We start from the raw sequence: 20,500 nt of genomic DNA on the forward strand, positions 1-20,500 counted from the left end.
ACGAAAACGGGGAATCTCCCTCGCAGGAAGGGAATACACGAATGACCATTCGTATGCGCCGCCTCGCCCTGACCGCTGCGGCGGCTCTCGGCGCCGCGGTCTTCGCCGTGCCGGCTTCCGCAAGCGCGAGCACCACCTCGGACCCGGCCACGTGGCCGTGCGACCCGTCGGAGTTCTGCATCTACCACGACGTGCAGGGAGGCGGCAGCCACCTGTCTCTCGCCGACGGCGTCTACGACCTGGGCGGTGTGGCAGGCGGCCTGAACGACCACGTGTTCTCGGTGAAGAACATCTCCGGTGACAACTGGTGCCTCTACAAGGACGCCGGGTACGAGAACCGGCTCCTGCTCATCCCGGACGGTGCCGCGATGGACCTCGACGCCGGCATCGCCGGCCAGGTGAGCTCCGTCGAGGACTGCTGATCCGGACGAGGACTGCTGATCCGGAGGAGGGCCGCCGTCCCGGCGTATCGGGGCGGCGGCCCTGCCGCTGCCCGTACCCCGGCCCTCTCATCACGTCCTCACGCCACGTCCTCACACCACGTCCTCACACCGGGGGAGCGGCCCCCGGCGCACGGCCGTCCCTCGCCGGACGAGCCGTCGCCGTCCAGACCCAGAGGACGAAGCCCAGCGCGAAGCCCAGCATCGTCACGACACCGCGCGGGTGGAAGATGTGGCTGTCGAAGAACGACCAGCAGCACACGAGCAGCACCGCCGTCCCGGGCAGTACGCGCGGCCCGTACCGCATGAACAGCGCGGCGGACGCGGCGATCACGCCCACCGCCAGGCACCACACGCCCGCCTGGCCGAGGGCGTCACCGGTGTGGAAGAGCGGGTTGACGACCTTGCGCGGATGCGCGCCCCCGTGCTCCTCGGCGATGCCCGCCGCGATGCCCGCGACGGCGTCGAGCCCGGTGTAGAAGACCGCGTACCCGAAGCCGGCGATCCACGCGACCACCGTGGCCACTCCGGCGGCGTCACGTGACGGCCGCCCCCACAGCGGTACGACCAGGCCCAGCGCCAGGAGCGGCCACACCGGCAGCAGCCAGATGTGCAGCTCGGCCCAGAGCGCGGCGTTGTGCGGTCGCAGCCCGCCCGGATGCCCCAGCCCGAAGGCGGCCAGCACCAGCGGTGCGACGACGACGAGGGCGATGTCACGGGTGAGGCGCTTCCACTGCGGTCGGGACATGCCCGTGATGGTAGGGGTGCCGGAGTGGCTGCGGCGGGGTGCCGGCCGAGGGCGTCACAGAAACGAAAGATCTCCGGCCGGGCGTTCGGAGGTCCCCTGCCGGGGCCGGGGACCTCAGACGAGGCGACGGGCCGCCGCCCAGCGGGTGAGTTCGTGGCGGTTGGAGAGCTGGAGCTTCCGCAGGACCGCGGAGACGTGCGACTCGACGGTCTTCACCGAGATGTAGAGCTGCTTGGCGACTTCCTTGTAGGCGTAGCCGCGGGCGATCAGGCGCAGCACCTCGCGTTCGCGCTGGGTGAGCCGGTCCAGGTCCTCGTCGACGGGCGGGGCGTCGGTGGAGGCGAAGGCGTCCAGTACGAAGCCGGCGAGGCGGGGCGAGAAGACCGCGTCGCCCTCGGAGACGCGGAAGACGGCGTCGACCAGGTCCGAGCCGGTGATCGTCTTCGTCACGTAGCCCCGGGCGCCGCCGCGGATGACGCCGATGACGTCCTCCGCGGCGTCGGAGACGGACAGGGCGAGGAAGCGCACGGCGGACTCGCCCCCCGTCATCAGCGAGGAACAGCGCCGCAGCACCTCCACGCCGCCCCCGCCCGGAAGGTGGACGTCCAGCAGCACGACGTCGGGACGGGTGGCGGTGATGACGGCGACGGCCTGCTCCACGTCACCGGCCTCGCCGACGACGTCGACACCGGTGGTCTCCGTCCGGCCGATCTCGGCCTGTACGCCCGCGCGGAACATGCGGTGGTCGTCGACCAGGACGACCTGGACCTCACGGCCCGGGCCGCCGCCCGGTGCACCCTGGGGGCCCCGGCCGTCCTGGGTGCCTGCTGTCTCGTCGGTCACGATTCCGCCGCCCTCTCCATCTCGAGCTCCACCTCTGTCCCCTCGCCCGGCGACGAGCGGACCCGGGCCGTACCGCCGTGCCGCTGCATGCGGCCGATGACGGACTCGCGTACCCCCATGCGGTCCGCGGGCACCGATTCCAGGTCGAAGCCGGGGCCGCGATCCCGTACGGACACGAAGACCGTACGTCCCTCGACCTCCGCGAAGACCTGGACGGCGCCTCCCCCATGGGCCGGGGCATGGGTGGTGCCTCCACCGCCACCGTACTTGGCGGCGTTGACCATCGCTTCGCGTGCGGCCTGCAGTTGGGCGTCCAGCTTCTCGTCGAGGGGGCAGTCGCCGACGCAGACGACCTCGATGGGGACACCGTGGTCGTCCTCGACCTCGGCGGCCGCCGCCTTGACGGCTTCGGCCAGGGTCGTCGGCCTGTCGTCCTCGTCCTTGCCGTCGCCCTGCGGTCTGTACAGCCAGTTGCGCAGTTCGCGCTCCTGGGCGCGGGCGAGGCGGGCGACTTCGCGGGCGTCGTCGGCGTTGCGCTGGATCAGGGTGAGGGTGTGCAGCACCGAGTCGTGGACGTGCGCGGCGACTTCGGCCCGTTCCTGCGCACGGATGCGCATGAGCCGCTCCTCGGACAGATCCTGCATCATCCGTACGAGATAGGGCCCGGCGAGCAGTGCCACCCCGACGAGGACGGCGAGAGCGGCCTGCAGGACGGGGCCGAGGTGGCGGGCCGAACCCTGGACGAGCACGATGCCGCTGACCCCCGCGGCCACCAGTACGACGCCCGCCGCGCTGCGGGCGAGCGGCAGGAGTCCCCGGCGGCGGCTGACTTCGGCCCAGTGGGCGCGGCGTGCGTCGTCCGCCTGACGCCAGACGAGGACGACGCCGAGTCCGATCAGGAGGATCGGCCACACGTAGGTGTTGATCCGGCCGAACTGCAGGTTGTCCGCCAGCACCGCCGCGCACACCAGCAGCGCCGCCACGGCCACGAGCTGTCCCTTGTCGGGCTTGCGCACGCGCAGGCGGGGCCGGCTCTGCACGCGTTCCGCCTTGGCGGCGGCGTCGGCGGCGGCCCGGCGGTCCGCGTCGACCCCGCCCGTACCGAGCGGCACGACGAACCAGAAGCCCGCGTAGAGGAGCACACCCAGGCCGTGCGTCACGGCCAGGGCGAGGAAGACGACGCGCACCCACGAGACCGGAAGCCCCAGATGCCCTGCGAGGCCCCGCGCCACGCCGCCGAGCATGCGGCCCTCGGCGCTGCGGTACAGCTTGCGCAGCGGGGGCGGCGAGTGGGGATCGTCGGCGGGCGGGGGTCTGCCGCCGGGCGCGTGGGGTGCGCTCGCAGTCGACGAGGCGGGGGTCATGCTCCGATCGTCACACGGGTGTGAGGCAGGGGTCATCAGGGTTGTTCCCTGATCCGTCCCTGTGGTGGTGGTGCCTCCTGCGGCCGCGGCGGGGTCGTCGCCCCTCGCCCCGGCCCCGTTCCCGGGACAGCCCGAAATCAGGGACCGGTGGGGGACGGGCCCCGATGTGCCGGGTGGAGGGAGAGGTCACCATGGGGCGCATGACCGAGGACGAGCACGCGTCGCCCCAGCCGCCGCCTCCGCAGGGGGCGGGGGACGGTGGTGCGGCGGCAGCGGCACACGACGAGCCGCGAGGGGGCGAAGGCCGAGCCCATGGACGGGGGCCGGGCTCCGGGTCCGCCGCCGAGGCCGGGTCCGGTTCCGGAGCGGAAGCCGCAGCCGGAGCGGGACCTCAGCCGGAGCGGCCCGATCCGGCGGGCCCGCACGCGCCCAGGCTCACCCGGAGCCGGCGTCCCAGGGTGGCCGGCGGCGTGTGCGCGGGTCTGGGCCGCTACTTCGACCTGGATCCGGTGGTCTTCCGCGTCCCGCTCGTCGTCCTGTCCGTCGTCGGCGGACTGGGGCTGATCTTCTACGGCTTCGCCTGGCTGCTCATCCCCGCCGAGGGCGAGCAGCAGAACGAGGCCCGGTGGCTGCTGTCGGGGCGCGTGGAGGGCACGACGCTCTCCGCGATCCTCGTCGCGCTCGTCGGCTGCGGGCTCTTCCTCGCCTCCCTCGGCAACAGCAGCACGCCCTTCTCCCTCCTCATCGCCGGTGCGGTCTTCGGGGCCGCGTACTGGTCCCGGCACCGCCGCGAGGCGGAGGCCGCCGAGGCGGTCGGGGCGCCGGTCGACCCGACCACGGCGCACGCCGTCGCCGACGCTCCGCCGGAGGCGCAGGCTCCGCCCGTGCCGGGCATGCCGTCGTGGTGGCGGGAGCCGTTGACGAAGGACGGTTCCGGCGACTCCGGTTACCTGTGGGGGCCGGCCGACCAGGGAGCGTCCAGTCCCGCCCGGGGGTTCGCGGGAGCAGCGGTGCGGTGGCGGGGCGAGCGGCGTGGGCGTCCGCTCGGCGGTCTGATCTCGATGCTGGCCTCCGCCGCCGCCGTGGTCGGAACCTTCTCGGAATGGGAGTCGCGTCCGCTCGGCACCAGCCTGACGATCGGACTGGCCTGCGCGCTCGCGGTGTACGGGCTGGGGCTCGTCGTGAGCGCCTTCGCGGGACGGGTCGGGTTCGGCACCGTCTTCATGGTGGTCGTCACCGCCGTGATGCTGACGGGAGCGTCGCTGATCCCGAAGAGCATCGGTACGGACTGGCGCAGCGTCGTGTGGACGCCGGCCTCCGCAGCCGACGTCCGGAGCACGTACCGGCTGGACGCGGGAATGGGTGAACTCGACCTGCGCAACGTGCAGTTCAGCAAGGGGGAGAAGGCCGTACGGACGAGCGCCGAGCTCGGCGTCGGTACGCTGAGGGTGATCGTGCCGTCCGACGTGACCGTCGTGCTGGACGCCCGTGTCGGCGTCGGGGAGGTCCGGGAGTACAGCGAGAGCGACCCCGGCGGCGGGAGTGTCGTCGGCAGGCTCAGCGGCTTCGACAGGCAGCAGCGGGCGACGCTCGCGCCGGTCGGGGGCGGCGCACCTGCGGGAACGGTGGAGCTGTCGGTGGAGACGGAGGCCGGCCAGTTGGAGATCGTGCGGGCGCTGCCGTCCGGGGAACGCCCCGACGGCGAAGCCTTCACCGGCCCCGGCCGGAGAGCCCCGGTGCCGGCCCCGGAGCCGGTCCCGGAGCGCGCCCCGGAGCCGGTCCCGTGAACCGGCACCGCTTCGAACCGGCCCGGCTGCTGCTCGGACTGCTGCTGATCGGCGGCGCCGTGATGTACGTGCTGGACGCGCTCGGCGAGTGGAAGGTGCCCGTATGGGCACAACTGGCGGCGATGCCGGTCGCGTTGACTCTCGCGGCGTTCACTGCGTGGACGACGTTCGCCGTACGGCGTCACCTGCGGAGGAAGCGCGGACGGCCACCGCAGGCGCTGGGAGCGATGCCGGTGGACGACCTGCGAACCGGGTACGCGCGGTCCGCGGACGGCGAGAGCGACGGCGGGGCCGGAGGCCCGGACAACGGCTGAGCGGGCCCGGCCGGCAGGCGGCTGAACCGGGCGGAACCCGGACCGCCGGGGCCGCCGGACCGCCGGGCCTCCGTGGGACGGCCCGGCTCCGCCGCGTGCGGTCTCACCCGAAGATGTGCCTGCCCCTGCGCCGTCGCTTGCGGGAGATCGCCATGTCGAGCGAGAACTGCGGCGCCCCGGCGAAGATGAGCGGGGTCCAGGCCATCATGTACGGCAGGTCGTTGCCGAAGTAGTACGGGTCGCTCGCCCAGCTGACCGTCAGCCACAGGCTCAGGGAGATCAGCATCCCGCCGAAGGCGGCGAGCCGGGTCCACAGCCCGACCAGCGTGCCCAGGCCCACGGCCAGTTCCCCGGCGGCCATGGCGATGCCGAAGGCGCGGGGGTCGTTCTGCGCGAGGTCGATCAGCGCGGGGATCGCGGCGGAGCCGCGTGAGGACTCCAGCGTCTCCGCCATCGAGCCGGCACCACTGGCGGCGAGGAACGCGGGGTCGAGGATCTTGTCCAGTCCGGCGTAGATGAACGTGCCGGCGAGGAAGAGGCGGAGGGGGAGGAGGGCGTACTTGGACGCTCTGGCCCGTAGGCTCCCGGGCGGTCCGCTGACCGCAACGTCGTGGCTGCCGGGTGTGCTGTCCGTCAGAGCCATCTCGCGTCCCCGCCTCCGTCAGGTGCTGCCGCTGTCGCAGCTACTCCACTGCCACTGCCGCATGCCTGTTCGGCCGGGCAGGAGTGGACACGGTACGCGGCCGAGGTCGCTTGTACACCCGTTATGCACGGTCAGGAGCACAACCTGAGCGCCGCACGCCGCTCTGGGACAGGTGATTCGCGACAGAGCGGACCAACCGGCCCGCCGCTCCCCGGCCCGGCGCGCCCCGGCCCGGGGACGGTGCCGTCAGTCGGCGACGTCGATGGGGTAGCGGTTGGTCTCGACGCCGGCCGCGGTGACGACCTGGACCTCGACCCGCCCCGGCTCGACCTCCACCGGGACGGGAACGGTCAGGGTCGAATCGGTGGGGTTGGCGAAGCCCCCGCCGACGGGGATGAGCGGCACGGGAACGTGGACGGAGCCCACGCGGACCACCATCCGGGCCAGCCGGTCGGGTTCGTCCGAACCGGGGGGCACGAACCCGGCCCCGCGGATCTCGATGTCGTCGCCGGTGCGGATGGGCGCGTGCAGGTCACCGATCTCGCGGGCCCGCACGACCGACAGCACCACGGGGCGGCCGCCTTCCGCGTACTTGCCCGCGAGGTAGGTGGCGGCGGAGACGAGGACCAGGACGGCCAGACTCCACGGCAGGTCGGGCAGCTGGTCGGGCTGCCGGGCCAGCCGCACCGCCGCGAAGACGACGGCGACGGTGCTCACCAGCACGAACTGCACGTCGCAGAAGGAGCCGCGGCCGGCGTCGTCGGTGAGCAGGTCGGCAGCGCGCGGCCGGTCGGCGCGCACCTTCTGCAGCCGCTGGTGCTGTACGCGCACCGCAACGGTTCTGCGGACGAAGACCGCTATGGCACAGCTGAGCGCGAGTACGGTCAACAGCCCGGCGCCGTACGAGAGTTCGAGCCCCTCCAGCAGTTCGCGGCGCTCGGCCCGGCCGGAGCGCCCGGCCAGTTCGAGCGCGAGTACGAGAACGTCGTACACGGCGAAGACGATCCAGGTCGCCGCGACGGTCCGAGAGGTGGAGAGCCGGTTGTCCTCGCCGATGAGGGGAGCGAGCGCGCCGCCGCGTGCCCGGTGCAGGTAGGCGGCGCCGGAGAGCAGCACGGCGCAGACGCACGCGGCGACGAGCGAGGCCGTACGGGCGGCGGACCAGCCGACCGAGACCGCGGTGAGCAACTGCCCCAGCAGCAGCGCCAGCACGGCCGCCCACACGGCGACGACGGTGTGACGCCACAGCGCGGCCAGCCGTACCGCACCCTCCTCGCGGCTGCGTTCGGCGACCGTACGTGCGGCACGCGTCAACTCGTCCGACACCCACTGGCGTGAGGCGCCGGGGGAGTGCGCGAGGGCGGCGGGGAGGCCCTCGCCCGCGGCGAGTTCGTCGCGCCGCTGCCGGAAGGACGAGAGTGCGTTCCGGTGGCCCTCACGCGCACCGTGCGGGCAGTCGCCGCACGTGCAGCGCGTCGAGTGCGTACCGGAGGGGGTCTCGGCGGGCGCGGACTTGCGCATGGAGACGGTCTCGCCGCTCGTGCTGCCGCTGCCTGTCGTGCCGTCCCGTGCCGTGTCCACGGCCACTGTGCACCCCGCCTCTCAAACACCGTTCGTGAAAGGCGCATTGTGCCCTACGACAGGCCCTGTCGACGCCGCAGGGGCGGCTTCGTCGCCCGTCCGTGTGAGGTCACCGCAGGTGTGGACGCCGACGGCCGAAGAGCCCTCACGTGATCTCCCCGAGCCCGGCACAGGACGCCCATTCGGTATCCGTTTCCAGAACTTCGCTGCAAGTGCGGCGAGTTGTCCGAAAGCGGCCTGCATCTGCGGCGACGGCGCAACTAGCTTGCTGCGGGGGAACACTGACCTAGGGGGTACGGGAATGGCCGGTCGACCCGTCATCGAACTCGCGCAGCTCAGCCCTGACTTCGTACGCGATCCCTACCCGGCCTACGCGAGACTACGGGCCGAGGGACCGGTCCACCACGTCCGCGACCCGGCCGGCCGGGAGCTGTGGCTCGTCGTCGGCCACGAGGCGTGCCGTGCCGCGTTCACCGACCCGCGGCTGAGCCGGGACTGGCTCAACTCGCCGCACGTCGGGCAGCTCATCGACAACGGGGCGGACCGGACCGCGCTCTCCCACATGCTGATGTCGGACCCGCCCGACCACACCCGCCTGCGACGGCTCGTGGCGCGCGAGTTCACGCCGCGACGCATCGAGGCGCTCGCCCCGCGCGTCCAGCAGATCACCGACGGACTGCTGGACGCGATGCTCGCGAAGCAGGAGCGGCGCGCCGACCTGATCGATTCGTTCGCGTTCCCGCTGCCGATGACCGTGATCTGCGAACTCCTCGGCGTGCCGGAACTGGACCGGGAGACCTTCCGCGGCTGGTCCAACGAGATGGTGGCGCCGACGAGTCCACAGGCCAAGGCCCGCGCCTACGAAGAGGTGCCGGTCTATCTCTCCGGACTGATCGAGGCGAAGCGTGCGAACCCCGGTGCGGATCTGCTCAGCGGCCTGATCCACACCGTCGACGAAGGCGGGGACCGGCTCTCGCCCGTGGAACTCGTCGGCATGTCCGTCCTGTTGCTCGTCGCCGGCCATGAGACGACGGTCAACCTGATCGGCAACGGTGTGCGGGCTCTCCTCGCCCATCCCGACCAACTGGCCGAGCTGCGCGCCGACTTCGGACTCCTCGACGGAGCGGTCGAGGAGATGCTGCGCTACGACGGACCCGTGGAGACCTGCACGGAACGCCTCGCCGCCGAGGACGTGGAGATCGGAGGTGCGACCATCCCGGAGGGGTCTCCCGTCCTGATAGCCATGGCCGACGCCGACCGGGACCCGGTGCGCTTCGCGGAACCGGACAGGTTCGACATCCGCCGTGACGCACGCGGGCACATCGCGTTCGGACACGGCCTGCACCACTGCCTGGGCGCGCCGCTGGCACGGCTGGAAGGACGCATCGCGGTCCGGTCGCTGCTGGAACGCTTCCCCGGCCTGACTCCCGACGCGGAGGAAGCCGGCCTGTCCTGGCTGCCGGGCATGCTGATCAGGGGTGTACGGGAGTTGCCGGTGCGCTGGTGAGCCTCCGGCGCCCGCCACGGCCGGCGACCGGTGTCACGGGGAGCCCGGGCCACTCCCCGGGCCCGCCGGGGCACTTGGCTACGCTCCCGGCATGGGCATACTCATCAACGTCTTCGTCGGCCTGCACATCATCGGCATCGCCGCACTGCTGGGCGGCTTCTTCTTCCAGATGAAAGCGATGCGTACGGGCGAGGCGCGCTTCGTCCCCGGCATGCTGCACGGCGCGTTCACCATGCTGGTGACGGGCATGGTGCTTGTCGGGCTCAACCAGGCCGCCGACGAGCCGGTCGACAACTTCAAGATCGGCGTGAAGCTCGCGCTGCTCGTGGTGATCCTCGGGCTGGTCTACGTCAAGCGGGACGAGGAGAAGGTCGCGGCTCCACTGTTCGGCACGGTGGGTGCTCTGACGACGGCGAACATCTTCATCGCGGTGCTCTGGACCTGAGGTTCGCCTGATCCGGGGCGGTCCTGCGGCCGTGCAGTGTTCCCCGGTGTTCCCGGTGGACCCGGTGGACCCGATGTGCCAGCGGTCGCCGTTCGGCGGTGCGGATCGCCGGGGCGCGCGGCGCCCTCGCGATCGCCACGGCCAGAGCCGGCAGGACAGGTGGATGCTCATCGCCCCGCCCGTCCGGACGAGCTGGGGACAGGGCGATGAGAGACGTCCGGCCCGAAGGAGGGCCCGCGCTCGGCCTCCGGCTCAGCCGGGACGGTTGGCCGAGTGGAACGGCATCGTGTCGATCGACTCGTACCGCACCTCGGCACCCGGCTTCGGGGCGTGGATCATCTGGCCGTTGCCCACATAGATGCCGACGTGGCTGATGTCGTCGTAGAAGAAGATCAGGTCCCCGGGCTGCATCTGCGACTTGGAGACCTTGGTGCCGACTTCGACCTGGTCCCAGGTCGTACGGGGCAGCGAGACCCCGGCTTCCTTCCAGGCCCCCATGGTCAGCCCCGAGCAGTCGAACGAGCTCGGCCCTGTGGCGCCCCAGACATACGGCTTGCCCAGCTGCTCCTTCGCGAAGCCGATGACCTTCTCGGCCTGGGAGGCGTTCGAACCCGGGCTGCCGCCGCCTGAGTCCTTCTCGCGTTCCGCCTCGGCCCGTTCGGCCGCCTTGCGGGCCGCCTCCTGCTTCCTCTTCTCCGCCGCCGCGAGACGCGCCTTCTGCTCGGCGGTCAGCTCGGAAAGGAGCTTCCGGGCCTCCGCGAGCTTGCCCTGGACTTCCTGCTTGTTCTTCTTCAGCTCCTTCTGGGCGGAAGTGAGCGCGGTGAGTTCCTTCGTGGCCGCCCTGCGTTCACGGTCGGCGGCCTTCTGCTGCTTCTCGAAGTCGGAGACGGCTTCCTTCTGACGGCCCGACATCCGGTCCAGCACGTGCGACTGCTGGAAGAACTGCTGCGGGTCCTCGGTGAGGAGCAGCGTCGCGGTCTCGGACATGCCGCCGGAACGATACTGCGCGGTGGCGTAGTTGCCGAGCGTGCGCCGCGCCTCGTTCAGTTCCGCGGTGCGCTCGGCGGCCTCGTCGAGCGACTTGTCCGCCTCGGCCCGCTGTGCGTCCGTCTTCTCCTTGGCGGCGTTGTACTTCTGCGTCGAGCTCTCCGCCTGCTGGTAGAGCTCGTCGACCTTCTTCTTGACCTCCGAGAGCGACGGCTTGCCGTCGTCCGGGGCCGCCTGCGCGCTCTGTGTGAGGAGCGAGACGGCGGCGAGCGCGGCGGTGGTGACGCCGAGCGCTCCGCGTTTCGTCGCGGCGGACTGGATTATCCGGGTGCGCGGCTTGCGATGGGACGCCAAGGCCGGCAACTCCTTCCGTGTGCCGCCTACCGGGTTAGCTGACGGGTTCGGGCGTTCGGAAGGCTGCCCTACGGGACGTGCGCCCTTGTTCCTGCGGCGCGTACGTCCCGATTCACCCCGGGTGCGTACACGGCCCTGCGCGTACGCGGTGGGTCCCCGGCTCCGGCGGACATACCGGCCGGACTCGGCGGGAACGGCCCGTGCCGACGCTTTCGCCGACGAGTGGTGCGAGCCGTCCGGCACGGCACGGTAGCGGAGTTGTGGGTCCGCTGTGAAGGCCGAAGGTGATACGTCCGATATCGGTTCGTTATCCGACGGGGTGTCGGGACGGGTTCGCAGCGCGGTCGTCCGCCGCGCAGCTGACACCGTGCCGCGGACCGTGCGGACCCCGGCTGCCCTGTCGGTGGGACGGCCTAGACTCGTCCGACGATGAGCAGCCTCTTCGACGACAGCTTCCTGAACAGCCTCGCCCCGGTGCGCGCACAGGACGGGCCCCCTCCCGGGCAGGGCGAGGAGCCCCTGCCGCCACCCCCCGACGACGGCGGGGAGCACCACGACGGGGGCGAGCACCACGACGGGGGCGAGGTCCCGCACCATCTCTTCGCCGGCACCTTCGAGGGCCGCGGCGGCCACGGGGCGGGCGGCGGACCGTATCACCGGGGCGGCTCCCGGCGTACGGTCGTGGACGCCGCGGCGCTGCTGGAGGAGATGAACGCGTCGCAGCGTGATGCCGTGGTGCACACCGGCTCGCCGCTGCTGATCGTCGCCGGAGCGGGCTCGGGCAAGACCCGCGTGCTGACTCATCGCATCGCGTATCTCCTTGCCGCCCGCGGCGTCCACCCCGGGCAGATCCTCGCCATCACCTTCACCAACAAGGCCGCGGGCGAGATGAAGGAGCGCGTCGAGGAGCTCGTCGGTCCCAGGGCCCAGTCGATGTGGGTCTCGACCTTCCACAGCGCGTGCGTACGCATCCTGCGCCGGGAGAGCAAGAAGCTCGGCTTCACCTCGTCGTTCTCGATCTACGACGCGGCCGACTCGAAGCGGCTGATGGCGCTCGTCTGCCGGGACCTGGACCTCGATCCGAAGCGGTATCCGCCGAAGGCCTTCAGCGCCAAGATCTCCAACCTCAAGAACGAGCTCATCGACGAGGAGGACTTCGCGGCACAGGCCGAGGGAGCGTACGAGAAGACGCTCGCCGAGGCGTACACCATGTACCAGGCGCGGCTGCGTGAGGCCAACGCCCTGGACTTCGACGACATCATCATGACCACGGTCCACCTGCTCCAGGCGTTCCCCGACGTCGCCGACCACTACCGGCGCCGCTTCCGCCATGTGCTGGTGGACGAGTACCAGGACACGAACCACGCGCAGTACACGCTGGTGCGCGAACTCGTCGGCCCGGGCGGGCCCGAGGGCGTCCCGAGTGGCGGGGAGGACGGGCAGGAGGCCGAAGGCCCGGCCCCCGAGCGCGCCGAACTGTGCGTCGTCGGCGATGCGGACCAGTCCATCTACGCCTTCCGCGGGGCGACGATCCGCAACATCCTCCAGTTCGAGGAGGACTACCCGGACGCGACGACGATCCTGCTGGAGCAGAACTACCGGTCCACGCAGACGATCCTCAGCGCCGCCAACGCCGTCATCGAACGGAACGAGAACCGCCGCCCGAAGAACCTGTGGACCGATTCCGGTGCCGGCGACCGCATCACCGGCTACGTCTCCGACACGGAGCACGACGAGGCGCAGTTCGTCGCCGACGAGATCGACCGCCTCACCGACGCCGGCGAGGCGAAAGCGGGGGACGTCGCGGTCTTCTACCGCACCAACGCACAGTCCCGTGTCTTCGAGGAGGTCTTCATCCGCGTCGGCCTCCCCTACAAGGTCGTCGGCGGGGTGCGCTTCTACGAACGCCGCGAGGTCCGCGACGTACTGGCGTATCTGCGGGTGCTGGCCAACCCCGAGGACGCGGTGCCGCTGCGCCGGATCCTCAACGTGCCCAAGCGCGGCATCGGCGACCGTGCCGAAGCGATGATCGAGGCACTCGCCCTGCGCGAGAAGATCACCTTCCCCCAGGCGCTGGTACGCGTCGACGAGGCGTACGGAATGGCCGCGCGCTCCGCGAACGCCGTGCGCAGGTTCAACGTGCTGATGGAGGAGCTGCGCACGATCGTCGAGTCGGGGGCGGGGCCCGCGACCGTCCTCGAGGCGGTGCTGGAACAGACCGGTTACCTGGCCGAACTCCAGGCGTCCAACGACCCGCAGGACGAGACCCGCATCGAGAACCTCCAGGAACTGGCCGCCGTCGCCCTCGAGTTCGAGCAGGAGCGCGGTGAGGACGAGCCCGGCACGCTCGCCGACTTCCTGGAGCAGGTCGCCCTCGTGGCCGACTCCGACCAGATCCCGGACGAGGAGGACGGAGAGGAGAACGGCGTCATCACGCTGATGACGCTGCACACCGCCAAGGGGCTCGAGTTCCCCGTGGTCTTCCTCACGGGCATGGAGGACGGCGTCTTCCCGCACATGCGGGCGCTGGGACAGACGAAGGAGCTGGAGGAGGAGCGGCGACTCGCGTACGTGGGCATCACGCGTGCCCGCCGGCGCCTCTACCTGACGCGTTCTGTGCTGCGCAGCGCGTGGGGCCAGCCGTCGTACAACCCGCCCTCCCGCTTCCTCGAGGAGATCCCCGACCAGTACCTGGACTGGAAGCGCACGGGTGCCTCCGCCGGATCGGGTGCGAGCCGTGGCGGCGGGATCGGTTCCGGGTTCGGGGCCGGCTCGTCGCTGTCGTCGACGGCCGCGGGGGCGGCGCGACGAGGCGGGCCGAGCGGCTTCGCCACGCGGCGTACGTCGGACCGTCCGGTCGTCAGCCTGTCGGTCGGGGACCGTGTGACGCACGACAGCTTCGGGCTGGGCAGGGTCGTGGCGGTCAAGGGCAGCGGCGACAACTCCGAGGCGACGATCGACTTCGGCGGTGAGAAGCCGAAGCGGCTGCTGCTGCGGTACGCGCCGGTGCAGAAGCTGTAGCGGGCGGGGGACGGCCGGGGCGGCGGAGGGCAGCGCGAGCGGAGGGACGTACGCGCCTCAGGCGTGCCGGTGCAGTCGGTGCACCGGCCGATCGGCCCGCGCCATGCGGAGGACAGGCTCGGTGGGTTCCGCGTCATGCGGAGGCCCGTTCGGTGGGTTCCGCGTCATGCGGAGGCCCGTTCGGTGGGTTCCGCGTCATGCGGAGGCCCGTTCGGTGGGTTCGGTCCGGATCAGCTCGGGTCGAGGCCCTTGGACCGCAGCCAGGGAAGCGGGTCTATCGCTTCGCCGCCGCCCGGGTGCACCTCGAAGTGCAGGTGCGGTCCTGTGGAGTTGCCGGAGCTGCCCGAATACCCGATGGTGTCGCCGGCCTTCACCTCGCCGGAGCGGATCTTGGTGCTGCTGAGGTGGCAGTACCACGTCTCGGTGCCGTCGGGGGCGGTCACGACGGCCATGTTGCCGAAGGACACGTCGTACTTGGTGGTGACGGTGCCGTCGGTCGCGGCCATCACCGGGGTGCCTTCGCTGACGGGGAAGTCGATGCCCGTGTGGACGGACATCCAGTTGAGGCCCGCCTGCCCGTACTGCGCGCTCAGGCCGTGTTCCTTGACGGGAAGGGCGAACTTCGGGCGCAGCGCCTCCTTGCGCGCGGCCTCCCTGGCCTTGCGCTCCCGCTCGGCCTCCTGCCGCTCCTTGAGGTCGATGCGCTCCTGGGTGCGGCTGGCGCGGTCTGCGAAGTCGTCGGCGTCGGCGGAGAGTCCGGCCAGCTGGGTGTCGAGCTTGCTGTTGGCGGGCTGGACGGCGGAGTCGGGTGCCGAGGCCTGCGTGGTCGTCGTGTCGTCCGGGCTGTTGCCCGCGACGGAGGCCGCGGCGATCCCGGCCACGCCCATCACGGCGACGGAGGGCACTGCGACGGTGAGCATCGCGGAACGCCGGGGTCTCGGAGCGCGACGCCGGCTCCGGAGGTGGGGTGGGGCGCCGATCGTGACGGCGTCGGGCCCGGCGGGCGTCTCGGGTGCGAAGTCCTCGCCCGCGCCGGGGTGTCCGTGACCGTGTTCGTGACCGTCGGGTTCGTGGCCGTAGTGACCGTGACCGTTGTGGCCGTATCCGGTGTCGAGGCCGTCGTCGTACGACTGGCCGCCGGGAGTGTCCGGCTCCGCGTCGACGCCGTGGAAGCTGTCGAAGGCGGGGAAGGCCGCCGTGGCGTCCGGCTCTCCGTCGGCTGCGAAGAACTCGCCCTGGGACGGGTGCTGTTCGTAGGTGCCGAAGGCCGCGGCGGCCTCGGGATCGAGACCGTCGTAGGCATCGTGGTGGTCCTGGTGCTCGAGGCCCTGGACCGTGCCGTCGTACCCGTACGAGTAGCCGTCGTAGGTCGCGCCGGCGAACTGGCCGCCTTGGTCGCCGACCTGCGCCTCCGGCTGGCCCGCCTCCCAACTGCCGCCCTCGGCAGGGGGGTTCCACTGGCCATCCCACTGGTTCGCGTCCCACTGACCGGTGCCGGCGTTCCACTGCGTGGCGTCCCACTGGCCGGAGGTGTATCCGTACTCGGCCCATGTGGTGCCGTTGTCGTACGTGCCGCCGTCGTAGGCGCCTGCGCCGGTGTCCTGGCCCGCGTAGGCGTCGTAGGAGCCTGTCGCGTAACTGCCGTTGTCTGCGCCCGTGTCGGCGCCCGGCATGGCGCCGAAGAGCGGGTCGCCGTCGCCGTAGGAGGCTGCCGAGTTGTCGTAGGCGCCCGTGCTGTAACCGTCGTACGCGCCGGGGTGGCCCTGCGAAGTGCCGTGCTGCGCGTGGATGTCGAAGGCCGCCTGCCCGTAGAGGCCGTCGTGGGCCCCGTACGAGAAGTCGGAGGAGATATCAGCCGGGAGGGAGCTTCCCGACGGGTGACGGTCGTTCACCACCAACTTCACTTTCGCCTCGACAACAAGGGCGGAACAGCTCGGTGACTGTACCCGGCGGTATGCGAGCTCGACAATCTTCAACAGGTTTCGGGGCCGGGAGAAACGGGCATTCGGCCGCCTTTCGCCGTTCTACGGACGGGTATTTGGTTTTGCGTTCGAGGCGTGTTCGAGTAGCTCCGTACCGTCGGTAAGACGGCCGGGCGTCCTCGCCGCACCGGATCGGGGTGCTCGTGGCGGGCTCCAACTGGGGCCGTATGCGGGCGGATGCGTCAAGAGCCTGTGATGCGGGGAGCAACGGGAGTTCTGTATCCCAAACCGCCGGAAGGGGGGCCCGGTTGGAGCGGCTCGCCCCCGTAGGGCGAGCCCGCGCGAATCCCGATGCGAAAGCAAGGTGGCCGAATGTGGGGGGTGTCCCTCGTGGGGTCGCGGCCGGGGGCGGCCCGGCGTGCACTCGCTGAGGCGGTGCGGTGCCCTTGTGTGATTTCTCCCTCGCTTGCCCTCCGGAAGCAGTCCCGTGAGAGATGCTGGAGATAACGTTCGTTCACTCCGGCAGACCGGGACGCTCGCCCTTCGGCGATGCCGCGGGTGCACTCGCACAAGCGGAGGAGCGTCGGCGGAAGCAGCGGCGGAAGTGCCGGAGGGCCGGAAGGCCGTCGAGATGGAGGCAGTGATGGGTGTATCAGGTCCGATCCGTGTCGTGATCGCCAAGCCTGGTCTCGACGGGCACGACCGCGGGGCCAAGGTCATCGCGCGTGCGCTGCGCGACGCGGGCATGGAGGTCGTCTACACGGGGCTGCACCAGACTCCCGAACAGATCGTGGACACCGCGATCCAGGAGGACGCGGACGCGATCGGCCTCTCGATCCTCTCCGGAGCGCACAACACCCTCTTCGCCAAGGTGCTGGAGCTGCTGCGCGACCGGGAAGCCGAGGACATCAAGGTCTTCGGCGGCGGCATCATCCCCGAGGACGACATCGCGCCGCTGAAGGAGAACGGCGTCGCGGAGATCTTCACCCCCGGCGCCACGACGCGTGAGGTCGTCGAATGGATCGAGGGGAACGTCGGACGTCTCGCTGCCTGACGCGCCGCGGCGGGCGCTTCCCGCGCCCACCGGACGACACGTCACTCACCCTGCCCGGCCGCAACCTCTCCCCGGAGCTCCGCCAGCATCTCCGCACGCAACCGCAGCGTCGCGACCAGCCGCATGAACGCCTCCGCCCAGTAGGCGCCCGCCCCCGGTGAACCGCCTTCCGGCTCGTCCGGAACCGCCGCCAGCGGCTCCAGCCGTACCGCGTCGGCCGGGGGAAGACAGCGCTCCGCCAGCCCCATCGCGCCGCTGAACCGCCACGGGTAGGTGCCCTGGTCGCGGGCGATCTCCAGCGCGTCGACGACTGCACGTCCCAGCGGCTCCGTCCACGGCACCGCACAGACCTCCAGCACACGGAACGCCTCCGCGAGCCCGTGGGCCTCGATGAAACGGGCCGCCCACTCCGCCCGTTCGGCCTCGGGGAGGACCAGGAGGAGCCCGGCCGGATCGCTGCGGCCCTCCGCGAGCCGGGCGCCCGGTGAGCCGGTGAGGGCCCTGGCCCACTCCACGTTCCGCTGACGCACAGCCGCGCGGCACCAGGCGGAGTGCAGGTCCTGCTTCCAGCCGTCGGCGACGGGCAGCGCGACGATCTCAGCCGCGGAACGTCCGCCGAACTGCGCGTGCCACGTCGACAGCGGTGCGGACTCGACGAGCTGGCCGAGCCACCAGGCACGCTCCCCCCGCCCGGAAGGCGGCTTCGGCACGACTCCGTCCCGCTGCATGTCCGCGTCGCACTCGTGCGGTGCCTCCACCACGGTGCGGGGCGAGCCGGACAGCGGGTCGAGCGTCACGCACGTACGTGCGCGTGCCGCCATGCGGGCAGCCAGGGCCGAGTCGGGCAGGCCGCTGAGCAGCTCCGCCGCTGTGGCCCGCACTGTGCGGCTGCGATCGCCGAGTGCCTGCTCCAGGAACGCCTCGTCCGACGGGCACAGGCTCTCGCGCAGGGAGTCGAGGAACATCAACCTGTCCTCGGCGCGCTCCTGCGACCACGTGGACGTCAGCAGGGCCAGCCCGGACGCCGGGTCACGGCGGCGCAGCGAGGCGAGCAGCGCGACGCGTTCGGCGAACAGCCCCTCCTCCCAGAGCTGTTGCGCGGCCTCGGCCTCGGCCTCCCGGCCGGCCACCGCCTCCCCGCCCGCCTCGGCCCCCTCCGTACCGGCCCGCACGGCGTGGCGCAGCGCGAACTTCCAGTCCGGGTTGCTCTCGGCCAGCCAGAGGGCGCGGGGCCCGGCGAACTCCAGCGTCCTGGCACGCAGATCCGTGCGGGAGCGTGCCGCGTCGAGCAGGGCCGGGAGCTGCGCGGCCGGGGCGCGGCACCCCGTACCGCAGGCGGCGGCCAGCCATTGGGGGAGGAGTTCGGCCAGGTCGGGAGCCGGCCCACGGCGACGGGCGCCGCCGGAACCGTTGCCCTCGGGGCGGGCGGCGAGCAGCGTGGCGAGCCGTCGCGCCGCGGCGGCGGGGAGAGGCGGCCGTGCGTCGAGTGGCGCGGGCGGGCGGCGGGCACCTGCGCGTGCGGGCTGAAGGCCGGCCCGCCGCCGGACGGTCTCGACGGCGGCGGCGTCCAGCAGGGCCGTGGCCCCTCCGCCCCCGGGCGGAGTGCGGCGTTCCGTGCCGAGGAGCGCGGCGGTGACGAGTTCACCCCAGGCAGGGCCCTGCTCGGAGGGGCACTTCGGAGCTGCCGCGGACGTGCCTGGCAGCGCCCCGGACCGTCGGCCCGCCGGGGTGGGCGGAGGGGCTCCGGGCTGCGGCGTCTCAGCCGTCTCAGCCGTCTCCGGTGTCTGCGGGGCCTGTGCCGTCCGCACTGCTCGTGCTGCGCGCTGCGTGGTCTGCGTCGTGGTGGTCATGCTCTCCCCTTCGCCGGGGTGTTCGTCGGAGCCGGGCGCGGCCGTGCGGAAGCTCTCCTGTGCCGGGGGCGCGTCACAGTTGCACCGCCTCGACGGCGGTTCCGCCGTCCTCGCTGTTCCAGACGGTGTACGGAGCGAAGCCCCGGTGACCGCACTCCCCGAAGACCGTGACCGGGTGACCGCCCGAGACCGCCATCAGCCTCCACAGCGCCCCCGGGGAGGTGCCGGGAGCCACAGGGAGTGCGAAATCCCCTGCGGCGTCGGCCAGTTGGACGATCGAGCCGTCCTTCTCCGCTATCGGGACCACGTCCGTCAGCACCGACGGCCACGCCTCCAGCCACGGGTCGTCGCACAACGCCGCGCCGTAGCCGGCCAGGGCGTCCGTCACCGTGCCGCCCGGGGGCGCGCATCCCGGGGACGCGCTGCCGTACCGCTCGCCGAGAGCCGCGCGCAGCGGGCGGGCGCCCGGGTGGTAGGCCAGCTCCGCGTCGACCGACGAGCCGACGGGCAGCGAGACTTCGTGGCGCCGGCCCGAAGGGGCGAAGGAGAGCAGCAGAGCCGGACGCTCCGTCGCACGGCCGTACAGCCATGTACGGCGGGCCGTCAGCCGTCCTTCGTCCGTGTCCCGCTGCGCGAGCACCAGCCACTCGTCCCGGGCACGAGCCGTCTCGTCGGCCAGCAGTTCGGAGGAGTCGACGGTGAGGCCCACCCGCGTCCGCACCGTCGCCGCGAGTGGTTCCGGAAGGCTCTCCAGCGCGAGGAAGCCCCTGTTCAGAAGGTGGAGCAGCGCGCACTCGGAGAGCAGCCGTCCGGGCCAGCCCCCGCCGGGACCCTCGGTGCGGCCACCCGCGGCGGACGCGGGGAGTGCGCCCAAGTCCCGTATGCGTGCGGCCAGGCCGGGCGCCTGGGCGTCCACCATCCGGGCCGCCGTCTCCTCCCACGCCGTGCGGCCGTGCCGGTCCGCCTCCGCGAGACCGCCGCGCAGCAGATCCGCGAGGCGCTCCTCCAACTCCGCGGCGCCGGCGGCGATCCGGCCGATGCGGCGCTCGGCACGGCGCCGGGCCGCCTCCGGATCGGCCGGGCGTCCCACTCCGGCCGTGTCGGCACCCGCGCTTCCGTCCGCGGCAGCGCCGTCGCCGTTCCGCGACCTGCCATGGCTGCCCGCGGCCTTGCGCGCGGCTCGTTCACGCCGCCCTTCGAGCCACTTGCCCGCCCACTCGGGCGGGGCCTGCCCGTCCGCTCCGGCCTGGTTCCCCGTCCACAGGAGCAGCAGCCCCAGCGCGTGCTTGCAGGGGAACTTCCGGCTCGGGCAACTGCACTTGAAGCCCGGTTCGCCGTCGCCGCCGAGATCCACGACCGTCTGGTACGGCTTGCTGCCGCTGCCCCTGCACAGGCCCCATACGGCGCCTTCCCCCGAGCCCGACTCCGGCCATCTGTCAGGTCCGGCGAGCTTGCTGCCTGCCCTGCCCGACGCCGCGTCGGGAGCCAGCGTCATCACCTGTTCCGCCGTCCAGCGGGCCCCCACCTCAGTCATGGCGGAAACCGTAGGAGCTGCCACTGACAATCCCGTGGCGGCGCCTCACATCCTTGCTGTCTGCGCAGGTCAAGAGGGTGGCGGGCGGGATTGTCAGTGGTCGGGT

16 protein-coding genes and 1 riboswitch are annotated in these 20,500 nt (G+C 72.0%); of the genes, 7 read left to right on the forward strand and 9 right to left on the reverse strand.

Annotation, left to right across the window (positions count from 1 at the left end; all coding sequences use genetic code 11):
* Window positions 1–41: 41 nt before the first annotated feature.
* Window positions 42–422 carry a peptidase inhibitor family I36 protein gene (locus ACFPA8_RS00815; RefSeq protein ID WP_386440651.1) on the forward strand — a complete coding sequence of 127 codons (381 nt, stop codon included), beginning with the start codon at window positions 42–44 and terminating at the stop codon, window positions 420–422.
* A 124-nt stretch (window positions 423–546) separates the two neighbouring features.
* Here ACFPA8_RS00815 and ACFPA8_RS00820 read toward each other — a convergent pair whose 3' ends face one another.
* From ACFPA8_RS00820 to ACFPA8_RS00830, 3 genes are all read right to left on the reverse strand, one after another.
* Entirely contained in the window at window positions 547–1,188 is a 642-nt protein-coding gene (locus ACFPA8_RS00820; protein WP_386440653.1) for a hypothetical protein, read from the reverse strand.
* Window positions 1,189–1,302: 114 nt separating this feature from the next.
* Window positions 1,303–2,031, reverse strand: a complete 729-nt coding sequence (locus ACFPA8_RS00825) for a LuxR C-terminal-related transcriptional regulator (RefSeq protein ID WP_386440656.1) — start codon at window positions 2,029–2,031, stop codon at window positions 1,303–1,305.
* Entirely contained in the window at window positions 2,028–3,395 is a 1,368-nt protein-coding gene (locus tag ACFPA8_RS00830) for a PspC domain-containing protein (RefSeq protein ID WP_386440659.1), read from the reverse strand. Before ACFPA8_RS00830 ends, ACFPA8_RS00825 begins: the two co-directional genes overlap by 4 nt.
* Window positions 3,396–3,595: 200 nt before the next feature.
* On the opposite strand from ACFPA8_RS00830, the gene ACFPA8_RS00835 reads away from it, so the two are divergent.
* Both ACFPA8_RS00835 and ACFPA8_RS00840 read left to right on the forward strand, forming a co-directional pair.
* Window positions 3,596–5,182 (forward strand): PspC domain-containing protein, encoded by a 1,587-nt coding sequence (locus tag ACFPA8_RS00835; RefSeq protein ID WP_386440662.1) that lies wholly within the window; start codon window positions 3,596–3,598, stop codon window positions 5,180–5,182.
* Window positions 5,179–5,496: a hypothetical protein gene (locus tag ACFPA8_RS00840; RefSeq protein WP_386440665.1), complete on the forward strand. Its 318-nt coding sequence runs from the start codon at window positions 5,179–5,181 to the stop codon at window positions 5,494–5,496. The genes ACFPA8_RS00835 and ACFPA8_RS00840 overlap by 4 nt, the downstream gene beginning before the upstream one ends.
* Window positions 5,497–5,599: 103 nt before the next feature.
* Here the strand turns inward: ACFPA8_RS00840 and ACFPA8_RS00845 are convergent, their stop codons facing one another.
* Entirely contained in the window at window positions 5,600–6,139 is a 540-nt protein-coding gene (locus ACFPA8_RS00845; protein WP_386440667.1) for a DoxX family protein, read from the reverse strand.
* A gap of 246 nt (window positions 6,140–6,385) precedes the next feature.
* A complete protein-coding gene (locus ACFPA8_RS00850; RefSeq protein WP_386441150.1) occupies window positions 6,386–7,660 on the reverse strand; it encodes a hypothetical protein in 1,275 nt (424 codons plus the stop codon).
* Between the two features lie 361 nt (window positions 7,661–8,021).
* On the opposite strand from ACFPA8_RS00850, the gene ACFPA8_RS00855 reads away from it, so the two are divergent.
* The gene (locus tag ACFPA8_RS00855; protein ID WP_386440670.1) at window positions 8,022–9,227 is read left to right on the forward strand and encodes a cytochrome P450 family protein; all 1,206 of its coding nucleotides are present in this window, start codon (window positions 8,022–8,024) and stop codon (window positions 9,225–9,227) included.
* Window positions 9,228–9,318: 91 nt separating this feature from the next.
* Complete coding sequence (locus tag ACFPA8_RS00860; RefSeq protein ID WP_386440673.1) at window positions 9,319–9,672, forward strand: hypothetical protein; 354 nt, start codon at window positions 9,319–9,321, stop codon at window positions 9,670–9,672.
* A gap of 252 nt (window positions 9,673–9,924) precedes the next feature.
* Here the strand turns inward: ACFPA8_RS00860 and ACFPA8_RS00865 are convergent, their stop codons facing one another.
* Window positions 9,925–11,013 carry a C40 family peptidase gene (locus ACFPA8_RS00865; protein ID WP_386440676.1) on the reverse strand — a complete coding sequence of 363 codons (1,089 nt, stop codon included), beginning with the start codon at window positions 11,011–11,013 and terminating at the stop codon, window positions 9,925–9,927.
* 7 nt (window positions 11,014–11,020) lie between these two features.
* Window positions 11,021–11,213: riboswitch (cyclic di-AMP (ydaO/yuaA leader) on the reverse strand.
* A gap of 229 nt (window positions 11,214–11,442) precedes the next feature.
* Between ACFPA8_RS00865 and pcrA the strand changes: the two genes are divergently transcribed.
* Window positions 11,443–14,034: a DNA helicase PcrA gene (gene pcrA, locus ACFPA8_RS00870; RefSeq protein WP_386440679.1), complete on the forward strand. Its 2,592-nt coding sequence runs from the start codon at window positions 11,443–11,445 to the stop codon at window positions 14,032–14,034.
* A 230-nt stretch (window positions 14,035–14,264) separates the two neighbouring features.
* Here the strand turns inward: pcrA and ACFPA8_RS00875 are convergent, their stop codons facing one another.
* Window positions 14,265–15,926, reverse strand: a complete 1,662-nt coding sequence (locus ACFPA8_RS00875) for a M23 family metallopeptidase (protein ID WP_417801316.1) — start codon at window positions 15,924–15,926, stop codon at window positions 14,265–14,267.
* A 673-nt stretch (window positions 15,927–16,599) separates the two neighbouring features.
* Between ACFPA8_RS00875 and ACFPA8_RS00880 the strand changes: the two genes are divergently transcribed.
* Entirely contained in the window at window positions 16,600–17,010 is a 411-nt protein-coding gene (locus ACFPA8_RS00880) for a cobalamin B12-binding domain-containing protein (protein ID WP_386440685.1), read from the forward strand.
* Window positions 17,011–17,051: 41 nt separating this feature from the next.
* Here the strand turns inward: ACFPA8_RS00880 and ACFPA8_RS00885 are convergent, their stop codons facing one another.
* Together ACFPA8_RS00885 and ACFPA8_RS00890 are read right to left on the reverse strand one after the other, a co-directional pair.
* The gene (locus ACFPA8_RS00885) at window positions 17,052–18,860 is read right to left on the reverse strand and encodes a DUF5691 domain-containing protein (RefSeq protein WP_386440688.1); all 1,809 of its coding nucleotides are present in this window, start codon (window positions 18,858–18,860) and stop codon (window positions 17,052–17,054) included.
* 73 nt (window positions 18,861–18,933) lie between these two features.
* A complete protein-coding gene (locus ACFPA8_RS00890; protein WP_386440691.1) occupies window positions 18,934–20,394 on the reverse strand; it encodes an SWIM zinc finger family protein in 1,461 nt (486 codons plus the stop codon).
* Between the last annotated feature and the right edge of the window lie 106 nt (window positions 20,395–20,500).

This window comes from Streptomyces ovatisporus, from assembly GCF_042653885.1.
GTDB classification, from domain to species: domain Bacteria; phylum Actinomycetota; class Actinomycetes; order Streptomycetales; family Streptomycetaceae; genus Streptomyces; species Streptomyces ovatisporus.

What these genes read in the sequence shown, in the direction of transcription:
- ACFPA8_RS00815 (WP_386440651.1), top strand. Translation starts at nt 42, where the DNA reads ATGACCATTCGTATGCGCCGCCTCGCCCTGACCGCTGCGGCGGCTCTC.
- ACFPA8_RS00820 (WP_386440653.1), bottom strand. Translation starts at nt 1,188, where the DNA reads ATGTCCCGACCGCAGTGGAAGCGCCTCACCCGTGACATCGCCCTCGTC.
- ACFPA8_RS00830 (WP_386440659.1), bottom strand. Translation starts at nt 3,395, where the DNA reads ATGACCCCCGCCTCGTCGACTGCGAGCGCACCCCACGCGCCCGGCGGC.
- ACFPA8_RS00835 (WP_386440662.1), top strand. Translation starts at nt 3,596, where the DNA reads ATGACCGAGGACGAGCACGCGTCGCCCCAGCCGCCGCCTCCGCAGGGG.
- ACFPA8_RS00845 (WP_386440667.1), bottom strand. Translation starts at nt 6,139, where the DNA reads ATGGCTCTGACGGACAGCACACCCGGCAGCCACGACGTTGCGGTCAGC.
- ACFPA8_RS00850 (WP_386441150.1), bottom strand. Translation starts at nt 7,660, where the DNA reads ATGCGCAAGTCCGCGCCCGCCGAGACCCCCTCCGGTACGCACTCGACG.
- ACFPA8_RS00855 (WP_386440670.1), top strand. Translation starts at nt 8,022, where the DNA reads ATGGCCGGTCGACCCGTCATCGAACTCGCGCAGCTCAGCCCTGACTTC.
- ACFPA8_RS00860 (WP_386440673.1), top strand. Translation starts at nt 9,319, where the DNA reads ATGGGCATACTCATCAACGTCTTCGTCGGCCTGCACATCATCGGCATC.
- pcrA (WP_386440679.1), top strand. Translation starts at nt 11,443, where the DNA reads ATGAGCAGCCTCTTCGACGACAGCTTCCTGAACAGCCTCGCCCCGGTG.
- ACFPA8_RS00880 (WP_386440685.1), top strand. Translation starts at nt 16,600, where the DNA reads ATGGGTGTATCAGGTCCGATCCGTGTCGTGATCGCCAAGCCTGGTCTC.
- ACFPA8_RS00885 (WP_386440688.1), bottom strand. Translation starts at nt 18,860, where the DNA reads ATGACCACCACGACGCAGACCACGCAGCGCGCAGCACGAGCAGTGCGG.
- ACFPA8_RS00890 (WP_386440691.1), bottom strand. Translation starts at nt 20,394, where the DNA reads ATGACTGAGGTGGGGGCCCGCTGGACGGCGGAACAGGTGATGACGCTG.